The organism is Nonomuraea sp. NPDC001636 (assembly GCF_040298265.1).
Taxonomy (GTDB): Bacteria; Actinomycetota; Actinomycetes; order Streptosporangiales; family Streptosporangiaceae; genus Nonomuraea.
Genome location: NZ_JBEOZT010000002.1, coordinates 581,016 through 597,611, shown reverse-complemented (window position 1 = coordinate 597,611; position 16,596 = coordinate 581,016). Strand labels below are relative to the sequence as shown.

Here is a 16,596-nt window from a genome sequence, read left to right as displayed (position 1 = left end):
CGGCCGGGGACGCTGCGTCGCGCGGGTCAGGGTCGCGCGGGTCAGGCCGCCCGGCGGCGCAGGCCCAGGGCGCCGACGACGACGCCGATGACGCCGACGACCAGCCCGGCGCCGCCCAGCAGGCGGGCCGTGCCGTCGGCGGAGCTGGCCGAGGAGGCCGCCACCGGCGCCACCGACGGGCCCGTGGCGGCGGCCGGAGCGGCCGAGGCCGACGCGCTCGCGGCGGAGTGGTGGTCGTCGTCGCCGGAGGCCGGGACGAGCTTCAGCGTGGGCGCCGGGTGCTCGGCCTCGGTGCCGTCGGACTTGGGCGCGTCGGCCCAGTCGACCACCTCGCCGCCGGAGTACGTCTGCTTCGTCGGGAACGTCAGCGAGTCGACGTCCTTGGGCAACTGGCCCATGGACACCTCGAACTCCTGGAACTCACCCGGGTTGATCTTGCCGCCGGACCACACGACCGTGGTGACGGCCTCCTCCAGGTCGCCGTACTCCGTCTTGACCGGCTTGGGCAGCTTGCCCTGGGTGACCTTGACGTCCCAGCCCGGCACGGGCTTGACCGACACGAACGCCAGCGGATGGTCGGTGGGGAAGCTGACCTGGACCTTGGTCGTGGCGGCGTTGTCACGCTCGTTGGGCACCCGGAAGGCGACCTTGGTGAACCCGCCCTGCTCGGCGGTGCCCGGGTTGATGGAGACGTGGGCCAGCGCGGGCAGCGCCAGACCGGCGGTGAGGGCGGTGGCGGCGGCGAGCACGGTCGCCGCGCGACGGACGAAGGACATGGCGGAACTCCACTTCGGAAAACGACAGGGGGTCTACGGGTGTCAGCAGGTCAGGCGGGAAGTGGAGGACCACGCCTGGCCACCCGGTGCCGGAACCCCGGCTGCGGGGGGACCACCCTGGTGTGCACGACCGGAACGCCCGGCCGCACCGCGGGCACGACCGCGAGCAGCGGCGCCACGAGCCGCAGCCCCAGCCGGCGCAGCAGCGACCACAGCACGATCTCGCCGCGCGACAGCCACCAGCCGGTCATCAGGGTCGCCGTGAGGTGCGCGAGCAGCATGCCCGCGTTGACGGCCAGCCCCTGGCCGTGGCCGTGCTCGAAGACGTAGGAGGACGGGCTGCCGCCCGCGAACAGCTCGTGCAGGCCGAACTGCGCCACCCCCAGCACGACGTTGATCAGCGGCGCCGAGCGTTCCCTGCCGGACAGCGCCAGCCCCAGGCCGGACACCGCCAGCAGGCCCAGCGCCGCCGCCCACGGCCCCGGACGCCCCCCGCCGCCCGCCACGTGGGCGAGGGCAGCGAGGGTCACGCAGACGGCGGCGAAGGCGGCCGTCCGCGCGAGCCGGAGGGGAAGACGCGCACGCATGTGTGCCACATGGTCTCACGAGGGTCCGTCGCATGAGACCCCTAACTTCCGAGCGGGCTGATGCCTGGTCCGGAAATGGCATTTGTCGCTAGGGTCGTGCCGAGCGCGTTGACCTTCGCGTTGACATTTGAGGTGAGAACGTTGCGGCACTTAGCAGGATTGCTCATCGGCGTCGTGGTCACGGCGGCCGTCCTCGGGGGTGGCGGATGGGCCGTGCAGCAGGCCCTCGCCAGTGCGGCGATCACCCCGCCGCCGCCCGACAACCAGAAGATGTGGATCGCCCTCGGCGCCATGGCCGCGGTCGGCCTGGTCGTCGGCCTCGTCGTGGCCGGCCGGATCTCGCCACTGGCCACGTTCGTGCCCTCGATGGTGCTGCTGGCCTGGACCGTCGTCTACGCCCTCGACACCGGCAGGGCGCTGTCCCTCGTCCCCGACCAGGCGTCGGTCCACCAGATCGTCCTGGACGCCGGCGCGGGCGACAAGACCCTGCTCACCACGGGCGTGCTGGCCCTGCTGGGCGTGGTCCTGTTCATCCCCGTGCTGATGCCCTCCCGCTGGTCGCGTCCGCACGACGACCTCGACGACGACGACTACGAGACCACGCGGGAGGGCGGTTACTACTGAGTGCCGGTGTAGAGCCTGGTCACCACGTCCTCGATGGTGGCCTGCTCCGGCGCCGTGGCCATGAGCTCGGCGAGCGTCCCGTCGAAGGCCAGCCGGCCGTGGTCGATCAGCATGATCCGGCGGCACAGGCGCTCGATGTCGCCGAGGTCGTGCGTGGTCAGCAGCACGGTCGTGCCGCGTTCGGCGTTCTGCCGCTTCAGGAAGCCGCGGATGCTCGCCTTGCTGACCACGTCGAGGCCGATGGTCGGCTCGTCCAGCACCAGCACGTCGGGCGCGTGCAGCAGCGCCGCGGCCAGGTCGCCGCGCATGCGCTGCCCCAGGCTGAGCTGACGCACCGGGGTGCGCAGGAAGGGGCCGAGGTCGAGGGTCTCGGTCAGCTCGGCCAGCCGGATCCGGAAGGTTCCACGATCTACTTTGTAAAGGTGCCGGATCAGTTCGAAGCTGTCCTTGAGCGGCAGGTCCCACCACAGGGTCGTCCGCTGGCCGAACACCACGCCGATGCGCCGGGCGAGCGTGGTGCGCCGGCGCGAGGGGTCGAGCCCGGCCACCCGCACCGAGCCGGTGGTGGGGGTGAGGATGCCGCACAACATCTTGATCGTGGTGGACTTGCCCGCGCCGTTGGGCCCGAGGTATCCGACGAACTCGCCGGCCGGCACGCTGAACGACAGATCGCGTACGGCGTGCACGACAGCGCGTCTGACCTTGAACGAGCGTCCTGCCTCGCGCAGCTCGATCATCGCTAACTCCCCGTCGATCGGTAGTGCCTGATGCCCTGCCGCCAGGCCGCCGCGGCGGCCAGGGCGAGGACCAGCGCGGCGGCCGGTCCGAGGAAGCGCATGAACCCGGGCGTGCCGAACGGGTCGTCCCGGCCCAGGACGTAGAGGCCGGGCTGCCAGTTGACGAAGGCCAGGGGCAGCGCGTACGTGACGCCGCGGACCAGGTCGCGGGCGTAGATGCTGAGGGGGTACTGGCTGAGCTGGTGGGTGCCGTAGGTGAAGGTGTTGACCACCTCCGGGGCGTCGGTCAGCGCGAACTGCAGCGCGCCGGCGAGCGTCCAGAGCGCGGTGAAGATGACGACGCCGGTGACGATCATGACGGGGATCATCCAGGCGCGCCGCCAGTCGAGGCCGAGCGCGGCGACGGCGTAGGCGAGCACGGCCACGGCCTGGACGACGCGGCCGATCCTGGTGGGTGCGAAGCGGTCGGCGGCGATCTGGATCCAGGCGGCGGCCGGGCGGATGAGGATCGTGTCGAGCGTGCCGGCCTTGATGTGCTGGCTGATGCGGTCGAGGTTGCTGACGAAGGTGTCGCACACGGTGAAGGAGACGGCGCAGGCGCCGTACAGGAACAGCACCTCCTCGCGGGTGAAGCCGGCCAGGGTGGTGGTGTTGGCGAAGACGACGAGGATGGCCGCGACGTCGATCGCCCCCGTGACCAGGCCGAACACGACCATCAGGGCGAAGGAGAGTCGGTAGGCGGCCGCGGCGCGGGTCCAGGTCCAGGCCAGCAGGAAGTACGTTCTAACCACCCTGGATCACCACCTTGTGGCGGACGGCGCGGGTGGCCAGCAGGCCGAGGGCGAACAGCGTCGCCGCCCAGAACGTCTGGAGGGCGAGCGTCTGCCCGACGGGGGCCTTGCCGAGGTAGAGGTCGGCGGGCGCCTGGACCATGGAGGCCCACGGCAGGGCTCTGACCACCTCGCCCAGCGGGCCGGGGAACAGGTGGAGGGGAAGCATCATGCCGCTGAAGAACGTCGTCAGGACCAGGGACACGACGGCCACGCCGCGGTCGTCGGCGAGCCAGCAGACCGACAGCGCGACGAGGTAGCGCCAGCCGAAGCTGATGAGCACGCCGACGAGGCAGCCGGTCAGGGCCGCCGCCCATCCGGCCGGGGAGGCGGGGGTGGTGATGCCGAACAGGGCCGCGCCGAGCAGCAGCGGCGGGAGGCTGCGCACCAGCAGCAGGTACGCGGCCCGGCCCAGGTCCTCGGCCAGCGACCAGAGCTGGAGCGAGGCGGGGCGGACGAGGTCGAGCGCGATGTCGCCGCTGCGGATGCGCTCGGGGATGGGCAGGCCGCCGCCGAACAGCATCATCGGGCCGATGAGGGCCTGGGTGACGAAGCAGTAGGTGACGGCGTCGGTGACGTCGTAGCCGGCCAGGCCGGGGCGGGCCTGCCACAGGGCGATGAGGACGTAGGCGCGCAGGACGCCGAACACGCTGTTGGTGAACGCGCCGGCGAGCGCGGCCCAGACGTAGACAGCGTGTTTGTGGAAGCCGTACCGGACGAGGCGGGCGTAGAGGGGAATGGTGGCTCACCTCCCGAGAGTGAGGACACGGTCACGCGCCGTGCCGGGGGTCGGGCACGGGTCTGCCTTGGCGGAAGCCTGGAATTATCCGCCGGTGGGTCAGCGGTCCGCAACGCGATAAACGAAGCGCAGGCCCGACCAGGTCTCGTCGATCGCCGCGACCTTGTTGTCGACCAGCCCGGCGGCCAGGCCGAAGTCGCGGACGAGGCGGTCGGACAGGTCGGTGGGGAGGCCGGAGGCGGGTTTGATCCGGCAGATCCACAGGCCGCCGTCCCTGGCCAGCGCGGCCTTGGCCGGGGGGAACGCGCGGTGCAGGGTGGCGGCGTCGGGGCAGAAGAGCAGGACGACGTCGTACGCGGAAGGTGCGCCGGTGGGCGGGCCCTGGTCGCGGTGCACGGTGGCGGCGGGCGGGCCCTGCTCGCGGTGCACGGTGGCGGCGGGTTCGCCGAGGTCGAGGCCGGCGGGGGCGGCGAGGGCCAGAACCTGGTGTCCCGGCTTGATGCCGAGCTTGCGGGGGAGCGGAGTCCCCGAATATCCCGCCATATCCCCAGAGTCGCACAAGGCCGGAATATTCGCGTCGGGGACGAGATCCTTACTGGCCGGTAGAGCCCTGGCGTTCCGGGCAGAAAAGGGGTGGAGGACCGTCATGCGCATCAACAAGGACGTGGCACCCGACTACCCCTTGAGCTGGCAGGCCAGGGCCCTGACCTCGGTCATGTGGGGCACCCTGAAGCCCGCCTCCTCGGTGCTGATGCGTCATCCGCTGGCCCTGATCGGCGCGGCCCGCCTGGGCGAGCTGGCGCAGCTGATGCCGGTGCGCCTGCCCGAGCACGCCGTCGTCGCGCCCGCCGAAGGGCCGGACTGCGGCGGCGAGTGGGTCCGCGCCGGCCGGGTGGACGAGCGCAAGGCGCTGCTCTACTTCCACGGCGGCGGCTACTTCTCGTGCTCGCCGCGTACCCACCGGCCCATCACCTGGCGGCTGTCGGCCGTGGCCCGGCGGCCGGTGCTCGCGCTGGACTACCGGCAGGGGCCGGTGCACCCGCTGGCCGACTCCCTGGCCGACGCGCTGGACGCCTACGAGTGCCTGATGCGCAACGGGCACGCCCCCGAGGACATCGTCATCGCCGGGGACTCGGCGGGCGGGCACCTGACGCTGGCCACCCTGCTGGCGCTGCGCGACCGCGGCCTGCCGACGCCCGCCGCCGCGATCTGCCTGTCGCCGTGGACGGACCTGACCGACATCCCGCGCCGCGCCAACCGCTGGCACGACCCCATGTTGCCGGCGGGCCGGGTGCGCTGGCTGGCCCGCCACTGGACCTGCGGGCTCGATCCGTGGGACCCGCTCGTCTCGCCGGTGCACGGCGACTTCACCGGCCTGCCGCCGCTGATGATCGTCACCGGGTCCACGGAGGTGCTGCGGGACGAGGCCCGCCGGGTGGCCGAGCGGGCCCGGGAGGCGGGGGTGCCGGTGCGGTACGAGGAGTGGCGGCGCATGCCGCACGCGTTCCCGATCCTGGCCGACGTGCTGCCGGAGGCGCGGCTGGCCTTCCGGCACATGTCGGCGTTCCTGGAGGCGGTGGCGGCCCGTGCGGCGGGGGATTCGGCGGCGGCCTGACTGGGTCTGCCGCGTCAGGGTAGCTTGAGCTGATATTTCACAGTTTGGGGTTGCGCGCGGAGGAAGGCGTCGAAGCGTTGCGGTGGCCATGCGCGTCAATCCCGCTGTAAGGTTAGGTATACCTAACTAACATATGGGGGCTGAAGTGATGGCTGACAAGCCCACGGACCACCATCGGGGCGTCGTCCTGCGGACCGAGCGGCTCTCCCCGCACATGATCCGCATCGTGGTCGGCGGCGACGGCCTGCGCGACTTCGCCTGCCGCGGCCTCACCGACCATTACGTGAAGCTCGTCTTCCCGCACGAGGGCGTGGACTACCCCGAGCCCTTCAGCGTCAAGCATGTGCGCGAGACCATGCCGCGCGAGCTCTGGCCGCGCCTGCGCACCTACACCGTGCGCGCCTGGGACCCCGACGCCCTCGAGCTGACCCTCGACTTCGTCCACCACGGACACAAGGGCTTGGCCGGGCCGTGGGCCGCCGCGGCCAAGCCCGGCGACGTCGTGCTGATGCTGGGCCCCGGCGGTGGCTACGCCCCCGACCCCGAGGCCGCCTGGCACCTGCTGGTGGGCGACGAGAGCGCGCTGCCGGCCATCGCCGCCTCCCTGGAGGCGCTGCCCGACGGCGCCCTGGCCCACGTCCTGCTGGAGGTGGACGGCCCCGGGGACGAGCTGAAGCTCGGCACGGCCGCCGACGCGCGGATCACCTGGCTGTACCGGGGCGCGCGGCCCGTCGGCCAGGCGCTGGTGGAGGCGGTGCGCGCGCTGGAGTTCCCCGAGGGGGACGTGCACGCGTTCGTCCACGGCGAGGCCGGTTTCGTCAAGGAGCTCCGCCGCCACCTGCGGCTGGAGCGGGGCGTGCCGATGGAGCGGCTGTCCATCTCCGGCTACTGGCGCATCGGCGTCGACGACGAGGGCTGGCGGGCGGTCAAGAACGACTGGAACCGCGAGGTCGAGGCCGACGAGGCCCGCGCCCTGGCGTCCTGACCCCTCTTCCGGACGAAAGCCCGCCAACCACAACAAGTCACTTGAGAACGTTCCATCCCAGCACTTACTAACCTCCCGGGCATGAACGCCTTACCTCCGATACCCCTTGCGCAAGACATGCGGAAAGGGCCCCCGGATGCCGCCACAGTGTGCCTTGCCGTGTCCCCCACAGGAGAGGCGAGACCCGGATGGCGCGTGGTGCGAGCGACATGCCTCCTGGCGTGCGACCGCTTACGGTGGGCGACCCGGTCGTCATCGGCCGGTACCTTCTCCTCGGCCGCCTGGGGACGGGCGGGATGGGAGTGGTGTACCTGGCCGAACACCCGCAAGGCGGCCTGGTGGCGCTCAAGACGCCGCACGCGGTACATCTCCACGATGCCACGTTGCGGGCGCGTTTCGCCGAGGAAGTGGCTTTCTCGCGCAGATTGGTACCCTTCTGCACCGCCGCCGTCATCGAGGACGGCGTCGAGGACGGCCGTCCGTACCTGGTCACCGAGTACATTCCGGGCCCCGCGCTGTCCCAGGTGGTCAAGGCCGGGGGAGCGCTCACGCCCGACCTCGCCTACGGCGTGGCGCTCGGCGTGGCCGCCGCGCTCGTCGCCGTGCACGAGGCCGGTCTGGTGCACCGCGACCTCAAGCCCGGCAACGTGCTGCTGTCGCCCGCGGGGCCGCGGGTCATCGACTTCGGCATCGCCCGCGACGTGGACACCCTCGACGCCCACACCCAGGCCGGCCAGGTCATGGGCAGCCCCGGCTGGGTGGCGCCCGAGCGGCTGACCGGCGGCCCCGCCCTGCCCGCCTCGGACGTGTTCGCGTGGGGCTGCCTGGTGGCCTACGCCGCGAGCGGGCACCACCCGTTCGGCGGCGGCGAGGCGGACGTGCTGACCCGGCGCATCCTGTTCGACCCGCCGCGTCTCGACGGCGTGCCCGTCCTGCTGCGCCCGGCCGTGGAGGCGGCGCTGGCCAAGGACCCGGGCTCCCGTCCCGGTGCGGCCGGTCTGCTGCGGGCGCTGCTGGCGTCCGGGGGCGTGGGCGATCCGTGGGACCTGCGCCGGGCGGTCTCCGACGTGCTGGACGGGAGCTGGGCCGAGGTACCGTACCCGGCGGGCGGCGGGGCGGGCCGCCCGGTCACACCGGCGGCGGAACCGGCCGGGTCCGAGCGCAGGAGCAGGCGCAGGAGCAGGGCGAAGGCCGGGGCGCACCTGTCGCACGCCGGCTTCGCCGCGCTGGCCACGGTCTCGATCGCGGCGGTCACCGTGATCGCGGCCGCCGGCGGGGACACCCTGAGCCTCGGCGGCGGCTCGCTGCTGCCCGCGCCCGCGGTCGTGCAGCCGCAGGACGGCGCCCGCACGAGCGAGCGGCCTGCGGGGACCGCCGACGGCGTCCGGCCGTCCGTCCACGTGGCGCCGCCGGCGAGCGCGGCGAGCGCGCCGAGCGCGGTCACGCCGGCGGTGTCCGGCACGCGTTCCCGCACGCCGGGCGGGCACGTCGCGGGCCTCACCGCCGAACCCGACCGGTGGTCCGACGACTTCCGCCGGTCCCGTCCGTCCCGTCCCGCCCGCCCGTCCGGCACGTCGGGGCCGGGCGAACTGGGCGATCCGGACGGGGAGGAGCGGGGTCCGTGCGCCGGTCCGGCAGGTCGCCGCCGCGGGGGCGGGGGCCGCCGCGACTGCCCGCGGCCCTCGGGCTCGATCAGCACGATCCCCCAGGACGGCCCCGGCGAGTCGCCCGGCCCCACCGTCTCGGGCCCGGCCACCCCGACGGCCACCGGAGCGTCCTGACGGCGCATGCCTCATGATCGAGGTGAGCGGGGGACGCGTGGTCACCCTCCCGCACCCGAGAGCGAGGCCGTACATGAGCTACTACGACATTGAGGGCAACCCCATCAGCCCGGCGCGGGCGCAGGAGCTGCTGGCCGACCGCGCCCGGCGCACGATCGGCGACGACCGCGTCGGCACCGCCGCGGGAACGTTCCGCATCCGCACCCTGCACCTGGTGCTCGACCAGGCCGACGGCGGGACCGTGCCGCTGCTGTTCGAGTCGACCGTGCGCCTGTCGCCGCCCGGCGCCGATCCGGGGACGGGCGGCGAGGAGGTGCTCAGCCTGCACTGGTCCACCAGGCAGCAGGCCGAGGACGCGCACGCCCAGCTCGTCCGCGACATCACCGAGCGGCAGGACCTGCCGTCGTGGGCCCGGGAGGGCGGCTGAGCGCGCGGCGGGCGTCGAAGGGGCGGAAAAAGGGGCCGCGCCGGGCTGGGGGAGCCGGCGCGGCCCTTCGCCGGGGGAACCGTCCCATGCCCTGGAGGTGGCCGGCGAGATCAGGAGATCAGTGGTGGAACTGCTCCTCCTCGGTGGAGCCCTTGAGCGCGGTCGTCGAGGAGTCGGGCGCGACGGCCGTGCTGACCAGGTCGAAGTAGCCGGTGCCGACCTCGCGCTGGTGCCTGGTCGCGGTGTATCCGCGCGACTCGGCGGCGAACTCGGCCTCCTGGAGCTCGACGTAGGCCGTCATGCCGTCGGTGGCGTAGCCCTGGGCGAGGTCGAACATCGAGTAGTTCAGCGAGTGGAACCCGGCCAGCGTGATGAACTGGAACTTGTACCCCATGTGCCCCAGCTCGCGCTGGAACTTGGCGATCGTGGAGTCGTCCAGGTGCGCCTTCCAGTTGAACGACGGCGAGCAGTTGTAGGCGAGCATCTGGTCCGGGTAGCGGGCCTTGATCGCCTCGGCGAACTCGCGGGCCACGTCCAGGTCCGGCGTGCCGGTCTCCATCCACAGCAGGTCGGAGTAAGGGGCGTAGGCCAGGCCGCGGGCGATGCAGGAGTCCACGCCGTTGCGCACCCGGTAGAAGCCCTCGGCGGTGCGCTCGCCGGTGGTGAAGGCCTGGTCGCGCGGGTCCACGTCACTGGTCAGGAGCGTCGCGGCCTGTGCGTCGGTCCGCGCGACGATCAGTGAGGGGACGCCGCACACGTCGGCGGCCAGCCGCGCGGCGTTGAGCGTCTTGATGTGCTGGCCGGTCGGGATCAGCACCTTGCCGCCCAGGTGGCCGCACTTCTTCTCGGAGGCGAGCTGGTCCTCCCAGTGCACGCCCGCGGCGCCGGCCGCGATCATGCCCTTCATCAGCTCGAACGCGTTCAGCACGCCGCCGAACCCGGCCTCGGCGTCGGCCACGATCGGCGCCAGCCAGTGCGGCGCGTCCGGCACGCCCTCCGACCAGGTGATCTGGTCGGCGCGCAGCAGCGCGTTGTTGATGCGGCGCACGACGGCGGGCACGGAGTTGGCCGGGTAGAGGCTCTGGTCCGGGTAGGTCTGGCCGCCGAGGTTGGCGTCCGCGGCCACCTGCCAGCCGGACAGGTAGATCGCCTTCAGCCCGGCCTTCACCTGCTGGACGGCCTGGTTGCCGGTCAGCGCGCCGAGGGCGTTGACGTAGTCCTCGGTGTGCAGCAGGTCCCACAGGCGCTCGGCGCCGAGCCGGGCCAGCGTGTGCTCCTCCTGGACGCTTCCCCGCAACCGGATCACGTCCTGCGCGCTGTACGTGCGCTCGACGCCCGCCCAGCGAGGGTCGTTCTCCCACTTGTCCTGCAGCTGCTCCGCAGCTCCCTTGAGGCGATCGTTCATCGTTCGCTCCTTTGTCGTCCCCTGGGGCTCACGTCGATGATCTGCCCGGAGGCCGCAGGTCAATAGGCTCCAGAGCTGAGAAGAAGCGCCAAAGTTTCCAGCGCGTGCATTACTCACGGGTATTCAGATGAGAAGAAATCGCAAGTTTTCCTGTTGGCCTAGACCAATCCTCATCCCGAACCGCACGCGGCTCTCGCGTCCCGCCGCGCCGCGCCCTGGATGGCCAAAGGCTAGAAAATGGGCCGAATTTCTGTCTAAGATGCCTGTATGGCGTCCCTGCTAGGCGAAGAACCGCTGTCTTTGACGCAGGAGCTCGATCTGATCGCGTTCGGCCAGCGCCTGCGCCACCTGCGCAAACAGCGCGGCCTCACCCTTTCGGACCTGGGCTCGCGCGTCAGCAGGGCGCCCAGCCAGCTGTCGCTGCTCGAGAACGGCAAGCGCGAGCCCAAGCTCTCGCTGCTCAAGTCCCTGGCGACCGCGCTGGGCGTCCCCGTCGAGGAGCTGCTGCGCCGTCAGCCGCCCAACCGGCGCGCCCAGCTGGAGATCGCGCTGGAGGAGGCGCAGCGCGACCCCATCTACGCCGGTCTCGGCCTGCCCCGGCTCAAGGTCTCGGCGCGCGTGCCCAACGACGTCCTGGAACACCTGCTCGGCCTGTACGGCGAGCTGCGCGCCCGGCAGGCCCGCGGCACCGCCACCCCCGAGGAGGCCAGGGCCGCCAACGCCGAGCTGCGGCGCAGGCAGCGCGAGGTGGGCAACTACTTCCCCGACATCGAGAAGGCCGCCGCCGAGGCCCTCGACGCCGTCGGCTACCGCACCGGCGCCCTGTCCCAGAGCACGATCCAGGGCCTGGTCACGCACTTCGGCTACACCGTCCACACCGCCCAGGACCTGCCGCGTTCGGTGCGTTCCATCACCGACCTCCGCAACCGGCGCATCTACGTCAAACACGAGCAGCTCGGCATGCACACCCCGCGCACGATCCTGCTCCAGACGCTCGGGCACCTCGCGCTCGGCCACGGCAAACCGCGCGACTTCGCCGACTTCCTGCGCCAGCGCACCGAGGCCAACTACTTCGCCGCCGCCGTGCTCGTGCCAGAACGGGCCGCCGCCCCCTACCTCCAGGAGGCCAAGGCGGCGCGGGCGCTGTCGGTGGAGGACCTGCGGGACGTGTTCGCCGTCTCCTACGAGATGGCCGCCCACCGCTTCACCAACCTGGCCACCCACCACCTGGGCCTCGTCTGCCACTTCGTGCGCAACGACGCCGGCGGCACCATCTACAAGGCGTACGAGAACGACGGCATCGTCTTCCCCGCCGACGAGCAGGGGGCCATCGAGGGGCAACGGATGTGCCTGCAGTGGTCGGGGCGGCAGGTGTTCGCCTCGCCCGACCGGTTCTCGGTTTTCTACCAGTATTCCGACTCGCCCACCGGCACCTATTTCTGCGTCGCGCACGTCGATCCCTCGCGGGAACGGGACTTCGCGATCACGCTGGGGGTGCCGTACCGGGAGTCGCGGTGGTTCCGGGGCCGGGAGACCACCAACCGCACCAAGTCCAGCTGCCCCAACGGCGACTGCTGCCGCCGTCCGCCCGCTGAGCTGGCCGAACGCTGGGAGGGCTACGCCTGGCCGTCCGCGCGGGCCAACTCGCACATCCTGGCCGCCCTGCCGCCCGGGTCGTTCCCGGGTGTGGACGAGGCGGACGTCTATACCTTCCTGGAGCGTCACGCGACCCTCGCATAAGCTGACAAGCGGGGGAACGGGGGAGGTGTCGCACATGCTGCCTGATGTGCGGAAATGGTGGCATCGCCGAACGTCGTGCGCCGCGGACTGGCCGCTGCGCGACCTCGTGGCGGCCAAGGGAGGCACCACCGTCAGCGTGGTCCTGCCGGCCCGCGACGAACGGGAGACCGTGGGGGAGATCGTCCAGGTGATCCGGCGTGAGCTGGACGGCCTGGTGGACGAGCTCGTCGTCATCGACTCGTGCTCGGCCGACGACACCGCGCGCGTGGCGGCGCGGGCCGGGGCCGCCGTGCACGCCCAGCGCGACATCCTGCCCGACCTCGCACCGCTGGAGGGCAAGGGCGAGGCACTGTGGAAGTCGCTGGCGGTCACCTCCGGCGACGTGGTGGCCTTCGCCGACGCCGACATCAGGCACTTCCGCGCCTCGCTGGTCGCCGGGGTGCTCGGGCCGCTGCTCACCGATCCCACCGTCGCCTACGCCAAGGGCTGTTACGACCGTCCGCTGAACGGCGCGCCCAACGGCGGCGGCCGCGTCACCGAGCTGGTCGCCCGCCCGCTGCTCAACCTGCACTGGCCCGAACTGGCCGGGTTCGTGCAACCCCTCGCCGGGGAGTACGCCGGCCGCCGCTCGGCCCTGGAACGCGTGCCGTTCCTGACCGGGTACGGGGTGGAGCTCGGCCTGCTCATCGACCTGCTCGACCTGGCCGGGCTCGACGGCCTGGCCCAGGTGGACCTGGGGTCGCGCGAGCACGCCCCGCAGTCGACCGAGGCGCTCGGGGGGATGGCGGCCCAGATCATGCTGGCCGCGTGGTCGCGGCTGCGGCGCCAGGGGAAGATCGAGGCCCGTCATGCGCCGGGGGTGGAGCTGGCCCAGTTCCGGCGGTGCGAGGGCGGTCACGACGTCCTGACCCGCCAGGTCGCCATCGGCGAACGCCCGCCGATGCTCACCCTGCCCCGCCCCACCCCACCACCTCCGTGACGCTCGCGCCGCGCCCGGCGTGCCTCCGTAACGCCTCGGCCCGCCGCCGCCCCTGGCCTGCCTTCGGGGGATGATGCGCCACCGCGCCCGGCCCCCTTGGGGGCGGTTCCGTCGCTCTTGGCTCGTTCTTGGGGCGGGCCTGCGGCGTCAGCGGGTGGGCACCCCTTGAGGTGCTACTTGAGGGCCGCTGTCACGAAAGTGCTGATCTGGTCGCGGATGGCGTCGTGGTCGTCGGCGTCGTCGCCCAGCATGATCCGCCCGAGCTGCGGCATCATCGACGGGAACAGCGCGAGCCCGGTCAGCATGAACAGTGTGCGCGCCGTGGCCTTGGACGGCTCCTCACCGCGCCCCTCGGCCAGCGAGGCCGCCTTGCGCGCACACCGCTCGACCCTGGCCTCCTGGCCAGGCAGCAGCTCCTGGCCGCGGTAGTTGAGCGCCTCCCACATGAGCAGCCGGACCAGGTCGGGATGGCGCCGGTAGTAGTCGGTCAGCCGGGCCACGTAGTCGACGGGGTCGGCGCCGGGCAGGGCGATCTGGGACGTCAGGTCGTCGAGCGCCTCGTTGATGACGGCGTCGAACAACTTCTCCTTGTTGCCGAAATGCCCGTAGATGCGCTCTTTGTTGACGCCGGCACGCTCCGCGATGCGATCCACGCGCGCCCCCGCCACGCCGTACGCGGCGAACTCCTCGCGGGCGGCTTCGAGCAGGGCGGCCCGGGTGGCGGCGGTCGAGACCTTGGGTGACATGCCACCATTCTGCCACCAACAACTAGTTGGTTGAAAACCAACCAACTAGTTGACGTCCAACTGGTTGGTTGGCTACCGTCCTCTGCCATGGCACTCACGCTTCCCCGTACGCAGGCCGCTCCGGCAGTCCGTACCGATTACGCCCGCTTCGGCCGCACCCTGTTGGCGTTCACCCTCACCGCGGTCCTGTGCAGCGGTCAGTTGTACATCGTGATCCCCCTGCTGCACGACATGGCGACCGGCTGGCACGCCTCACCCGGCGGCCTGACCTGGCTGGTCACCGCGTTCGGCGCCGGCTACGGCATCGGGTTCCTGGTGTTCGGCCCCCTTTCCGACCGGTACGGCCGCCGCCGCCTGCTGCTGGCCGGTCTGCCGCTTGCCGCGTTGACCAGCGCGCTGGTGGCGTTGAGCCCGAACGTCGAGGTGGCCCTGGTGTTGCGGGCCCTGCAGGGGGTGGCCGTGGCGATGTTCCCGCCCGCCGGCATGGCCTACCTGGCCGAACGGCTTGAGCCGCGGCGCCGGGTGATCGCCATCGCCGCGGTGACCGGCGCTTTCCTGGCCTCGGCGGTGTTGTTGCAGGTCGCCGCGCAGGTGCTGGTCGAGACGATCGGCTGGCGGGGGCTGTTCCTGTTGTCGGCCGCCGGGTTCGCCCTCGCCGGGCTCGGCCTGCGCGCCGTCATGCTGCCCGACCTGCCGCGCGAGGCGGCCGGGTCGCTGCTGTCGGCCTACCGGGCGGTGCCCGGCCTGCTGTTCGACCGGGTGCTCGCGCTGCGCTACCTGGCGACGGTCATGCTGATGGCCGGGTTCGTCGCCGTCTACACCGGGCTGCAGATCTACGGCGGCACGTCCGCCGCCGACCTGCTCACATTGCGCGCCTCCGGGCTGCCCTCGATCATGCTGATGCCGGTGCTCATGCCGTGGCTGGCCCGGATCCCCACCACGGCCAGGGCCGCGGCGTTCCTGGCCGTGGGCGCGCTCGCCCTGGCGGCCGTCGCGTTCAGCGGGGCCGGCGCCCTCGTCCTGGTGCTCCTGCTGGCGGTCTACGTCGCCGCCATCACCGGTGGCCTGCCCAGCATGAACGAGGCCATCTCCGCCCAGGCCGGACCGGCCCGCGGCACGGCGCTCGCGCTGTTCTCCTTCGCCCTCGCCGTCGGGGGCAGCGTCGGCCCGCAGCTCGCGGCCGCCTTCGGCGGGTTCACCCCGCTGGTGTACGGCCTGGCGATCGGCATGGGCGTGGCCGCCCTGGCCGTGCTCGCCTCCGCCCATCGCTCCACCCGTACCGCCCACTGACCCGCTCACCCCGACCCGTCCCCAGGCCCCCTCGGACGCCGACCCGGCGCCTGATGGGGGCCGGTCTGCGCGAGGCGGTCAGCGGGTCGTGACGAGCCCGCCGAGCGACAGGTCGGGGCGGCCGACCCGCACATCGGGCAGCAGCCACGACGTGTCGATCGCCACCGTGTCGTTGAGCGCCCGCGCCAGGGGGTTGAGCGCGCCGAGCAGCGACTCGCAGCCGCCGTCCATGGAGTGGGCCAGCGAGCACAACCACATCGCGACGTCGTCGGTCTGGCCGTTGAGGTTGAACCGGGCCCGGAACGTCGCGCTCACGGGGTCGTAGGCGTTGTTCGCGTTGTTCAGGGCGAGCGGCGCGGTGTCGAGGAACGTGCCGATGGACGCGCGCTGACGTACCAGCAGGGTGGTGAGGTGGGCGAGGTCGCGGGTGTTGGCGGCGATCTCGCCCCTGTTGTCCTCGACGAAGTCGGCGACCTGCGTGAGCGTGGAGGACAGCTGGCCCAGCACCGCGCGCAGCTCCTCGCGCTCGCCGTCGAGCTGCGCCGACACGCCCGCCAGGTCCTTCATGAACGCCCGGATCCGCGCGTCGTCGCGGGCCATCGCCCCGGTGATCGTGGCCAGGTCGCGGACGGTCTGAGCCAGGTCGTCGCCGTCGCCGGCCAGCACGGAGGCCGCGTCGGACAGGCTCCGCACGGTGGCCCCCACCGTCTCGCCCTGCCCGCCGAACGTGCCCGCCGAGACCCGCAACAACCGCGCCAGCGCCCCACGCTCATCCGCCGCCACCCCATCCGCCCCCGGCCGAGACGAACCCGGCCGTGGGGAACCGGCTTGAGGCGAATCGGGCTCGGGTGAGACCGGTGGGGCGAGGGCCGCGGCGAGCTGGTCGTAGCCGCGTAACGCCTCGTCGATCTCGACCGGCGAGCGGGTCCGGCCCAGCGTGCCGCCGTCCTGCAGCACGGGCCCGCCCCGGTACGGCGGCGTGAGCTGCACGAACCGGTCGGCGATCAGCGACCGCGCCACGATGACCGCCTGCGCGGCGGCCGGGACCTTGCGCCCGGCGTCGAGCGCCAGTTCCACCCGGACCTGGGCGCCCGCCGGGCTGACCGCGGTGACCCGCCCGACCCGCACCCCGAGGACCCGCACGTCGGACCCGGGATACAGCCCCACGGCGGCGTCGAAGTAGGCGACGGCACGGACGCTCGCGACCGGTCTGAGCAGCAGATACGCCGCCCCCAGCACGAGGACGGCGAGAAGTGCGGCGAGCCGGCGGTCCATCGGCCTTCCTCGATCGACATGGGCGTACGGTGACCAGAACATTACCGTGAGTCGCCAGGC

17 protein-coding genes are annotated in these 16,596 nt (G+C 72.4%); 8 read left to right on the top strand and 9 right to left on the bottom strand.

The genetic code is table 11. The features are described from left to right. Positions 1–41: 41 nt before the first annotated feature. Both ABT158_RS06490 and ABT158_RS06485 read right to left on the bottom strand, forming a co-directional pair. The gene (locus ABT158_RS06490; protein ID WP_352351565.1) at positions 42–776 is read right to left on the bottom strand and encodes a YcnI family copper-binding membrane protein; all 735 of its coding nucleotides are present in this window, start codon (positions 774–776) and stop codon (positions 42–44) included. Between the two features lie 50 nt (positions 777–826). Further along, on the bottom strand, positions 827–1,363 hold the full coding sequence (locus ABT158_RS06485; protein ID WP_352351563.1) for an MFS transporter: 537 nt from the start codon (positions 1,361–1,363) through the stop codon (positions 827–829). Between the two features lie 141 nt (positions 1,364–1,504). On the opposite strand from ABT158_RS06485, the gene ABT158_RS06480 reads away from it, so the two are divergent. Then, positions 1,505–1,987: a hypothetical protein gene (locus ABT158_RS06480; RefSeq protein ID WP_352351561.1), complete on the top strand. Its 483-nt coding sequence runs from the start codon at positions 1,505–1,507 to the stop codon at positions 1,985–1,987. Here the strand turns inward: ABT158_RS06480 and ABT158_RS06475 are convergent. From ABT158_RS06475 to ABT158_RS06460, 4 genes are all read right to left on the bottom strand, one after another. Beyond that, positions 1,981–2,724, bottom strand: coding sequence for an ABC transporter ATP-binding protein (locus ABT158_RS06475; RefSeq protein WP_352351559.1), 744 nt, complete (start codon positions 2,722–2,724; stop codon positions 1,981–1,983). The genes ABT158_RS06480 and ABT158_RS06475 overlap by 7 nt on opposite strands. A gap of 2 nt (positions 2,725–2,726) precedes the next feature. Further along, positions 2,727–3,515 carry an ABC transporter permease gene (locus ABT158_RS06470; RefSeq protein WP_352351557.1) on the bottom strand — a complete coding sequence of 263 codons (789 nt, stop codon included), beginning with the start codon at positions 3,513–3,515 and terminating at the stop codon, positions 2,727–2,729. After that, complete coding sequence (locus tag ABT158_RS06465) at positions 3,508–4,203, bottom strand: ABC transporter permease (RefSeq protein ID WP_352351555.1); 696 nt, start codon at positions 4,201–4,203, stop codon at positions 3,508–3,510. The genes ABT158_RS06470 and ABT158_RS06465 overlap by 8 nt, the downstream gene beginning before the upstream one ends. A gap of 189 nt (positions 4,204–4,392) precedes the next feature. Then, positions 4,393–4,836, bottom strand: a complete 444-nt coding sequence (locus ABT158_RS06460; protein WP_352351553.1) for a hypothetical protein — start codon at positions 4,834–4,836, stop codon at positions 4,393–4,395. Positions 4,837–4,939: 103 nt separating this feature from the next. On the opposite strand from ABT158_RS06460, the gene ABT158_RS06455 reads away from it, so the two are divergent. The 4 genes from ABT158_RS06455 to ABT158_RS06440 all read left to right on the top strand — a co-directional run bounded on the left by ABT158_RS06455 (position 4,940) and on the right by ABT158_RS06440 (position 9,101). After that, entirely contained in the window at positions 4,940–5,908 is a 969-nt protein-coding gene (locus tag ABT158_RS06455; protein ID WP_352351551.1) for an alpha/beta hydrolase, read from the top strand. Positions 5,909–6,056: 148 nt separating this feature from the next. Further along, positions 6,057–6,893 (top strand): siderophore-interacting protein, encoded by an 837-nt coding sequence (locus ABT158_RS06450; protein ID WP_352351549.1) that lies wholly within the window; start codon positions 6,057–6,059, stop codon positions 6,891–6,893. Between the two features lie 221 nt (positions 6,894–7,114). Further along, entirely contained in the window at positions 7,115–8,674 is a 1,560-nt protein-coding gene (locus ABT158_RS06445; protein WP_352351547.1) for a serine/threonine-protein kinase, read from the top strand. 73 nt (positions 8,675–8,747) lie between these two features. Beyond that, entirely contained in the window at positions 8,748–9,101 is a 354-nt protein-coding gene (locus tag ABT158_RS06440; RefSeq protein WP_352351545.1) for a hypothetical protein, read from the top strand. 118 nt (positions 9,102–9,219) lie between these two features. Here the strand turns inward: ABT158_RS06440 and aceA are convergent, their stop codons facing one another. Then, positions 9,220–10,506, bottom strand: a complete 1,287-nt coding sequence (gene aceA / locus ABT158_RS06435) for an isocitrate lyase (protein WP_352351543.1) — start codon at positions 10,504–10,506, stop codon at positions 9,220–9,222. A 267-nt stretch (positions 10,507–10,773) separates the two neighbouring features. Between aceA and ABT158_RS06430 the strand changes: the two genes are divergently transcribed. Together ABT158_RS06430 and ABT158_RS06425 are read left to right on the top strand one after the other, a co-directional pair. Beyond that, entirely contained in the window at positions 10,774–12,246 is a 1,473-nt protein-coding gene (locus ABT158_RS06430; protein ID WP_352351541.1) for a helix-turn-helix domain-containing protein, read from the top strand. A 34-nt stretch (positions 12,247–12,280) separates the two neighbouring features. After that, complete coding sequence (locus ABT158_RS06425) at positions 12,281–13,225, top strand: glucosyl-3-phosphoglycerate synthase (RefSeq protein ID WP_352351539.1); 945 nt, start codon at positions 12,281–12,283, stop codon at positions 13,223–13,225. Positions 13,226–13,398: 173 nt separating this feature from the next. Here the strand turns inward: ABT158_RS06425 and ABT158_RS06420 are convergent, their stop codons facing one another. Next, positions 13,399–13,971: a TetR/AcrR family transcriptional regulator gene (locus tag ABT158_RS06420; protein ID WP_352351537.1), complete on the bottom strand. Its 573-nt coding sequence runs from the start codon at positions 13,969–13,971 to the stop codon at positions 13,399–13,401. 87 nt (positions 13,972–14,058) lie between these two features. Here ABT158_RS06420 and ABT158_RS06415 point away from each other — a divergent pair, with 87 nt between their 5' ends. Beyond that, positions 14,059–15,261 (top strand): MFS transporter, encoded by a 1,203-nt coding sequence (locus ABT158_RS06415; protein WP_352351535.1) that lies wholly within the window; start codon positions 14,059–14,061, stop codon positions 15,259–15,261. A gap of 78 nt (positions 15,262–15,339) precedes the next feature. Here ABT158_RS06415 and ABT158_RS06410 read toward each other — a convergent pair whose 3' ends face one another. Beyond that, positions 15,340–16,536 carry an MCE family protein gene (locus ABT158_RS06410; protein ID WP_352351533.1) on the bottom strand — a complete coding sequence of 399 codons (1,197 nt, stop codon included), beginning with the start codon at positions 16,534–16,536 and terminating at the stop codon, positions 15,340–15,342. Positions 16,537–16,596: the final 60 nt, after the last annotated feature.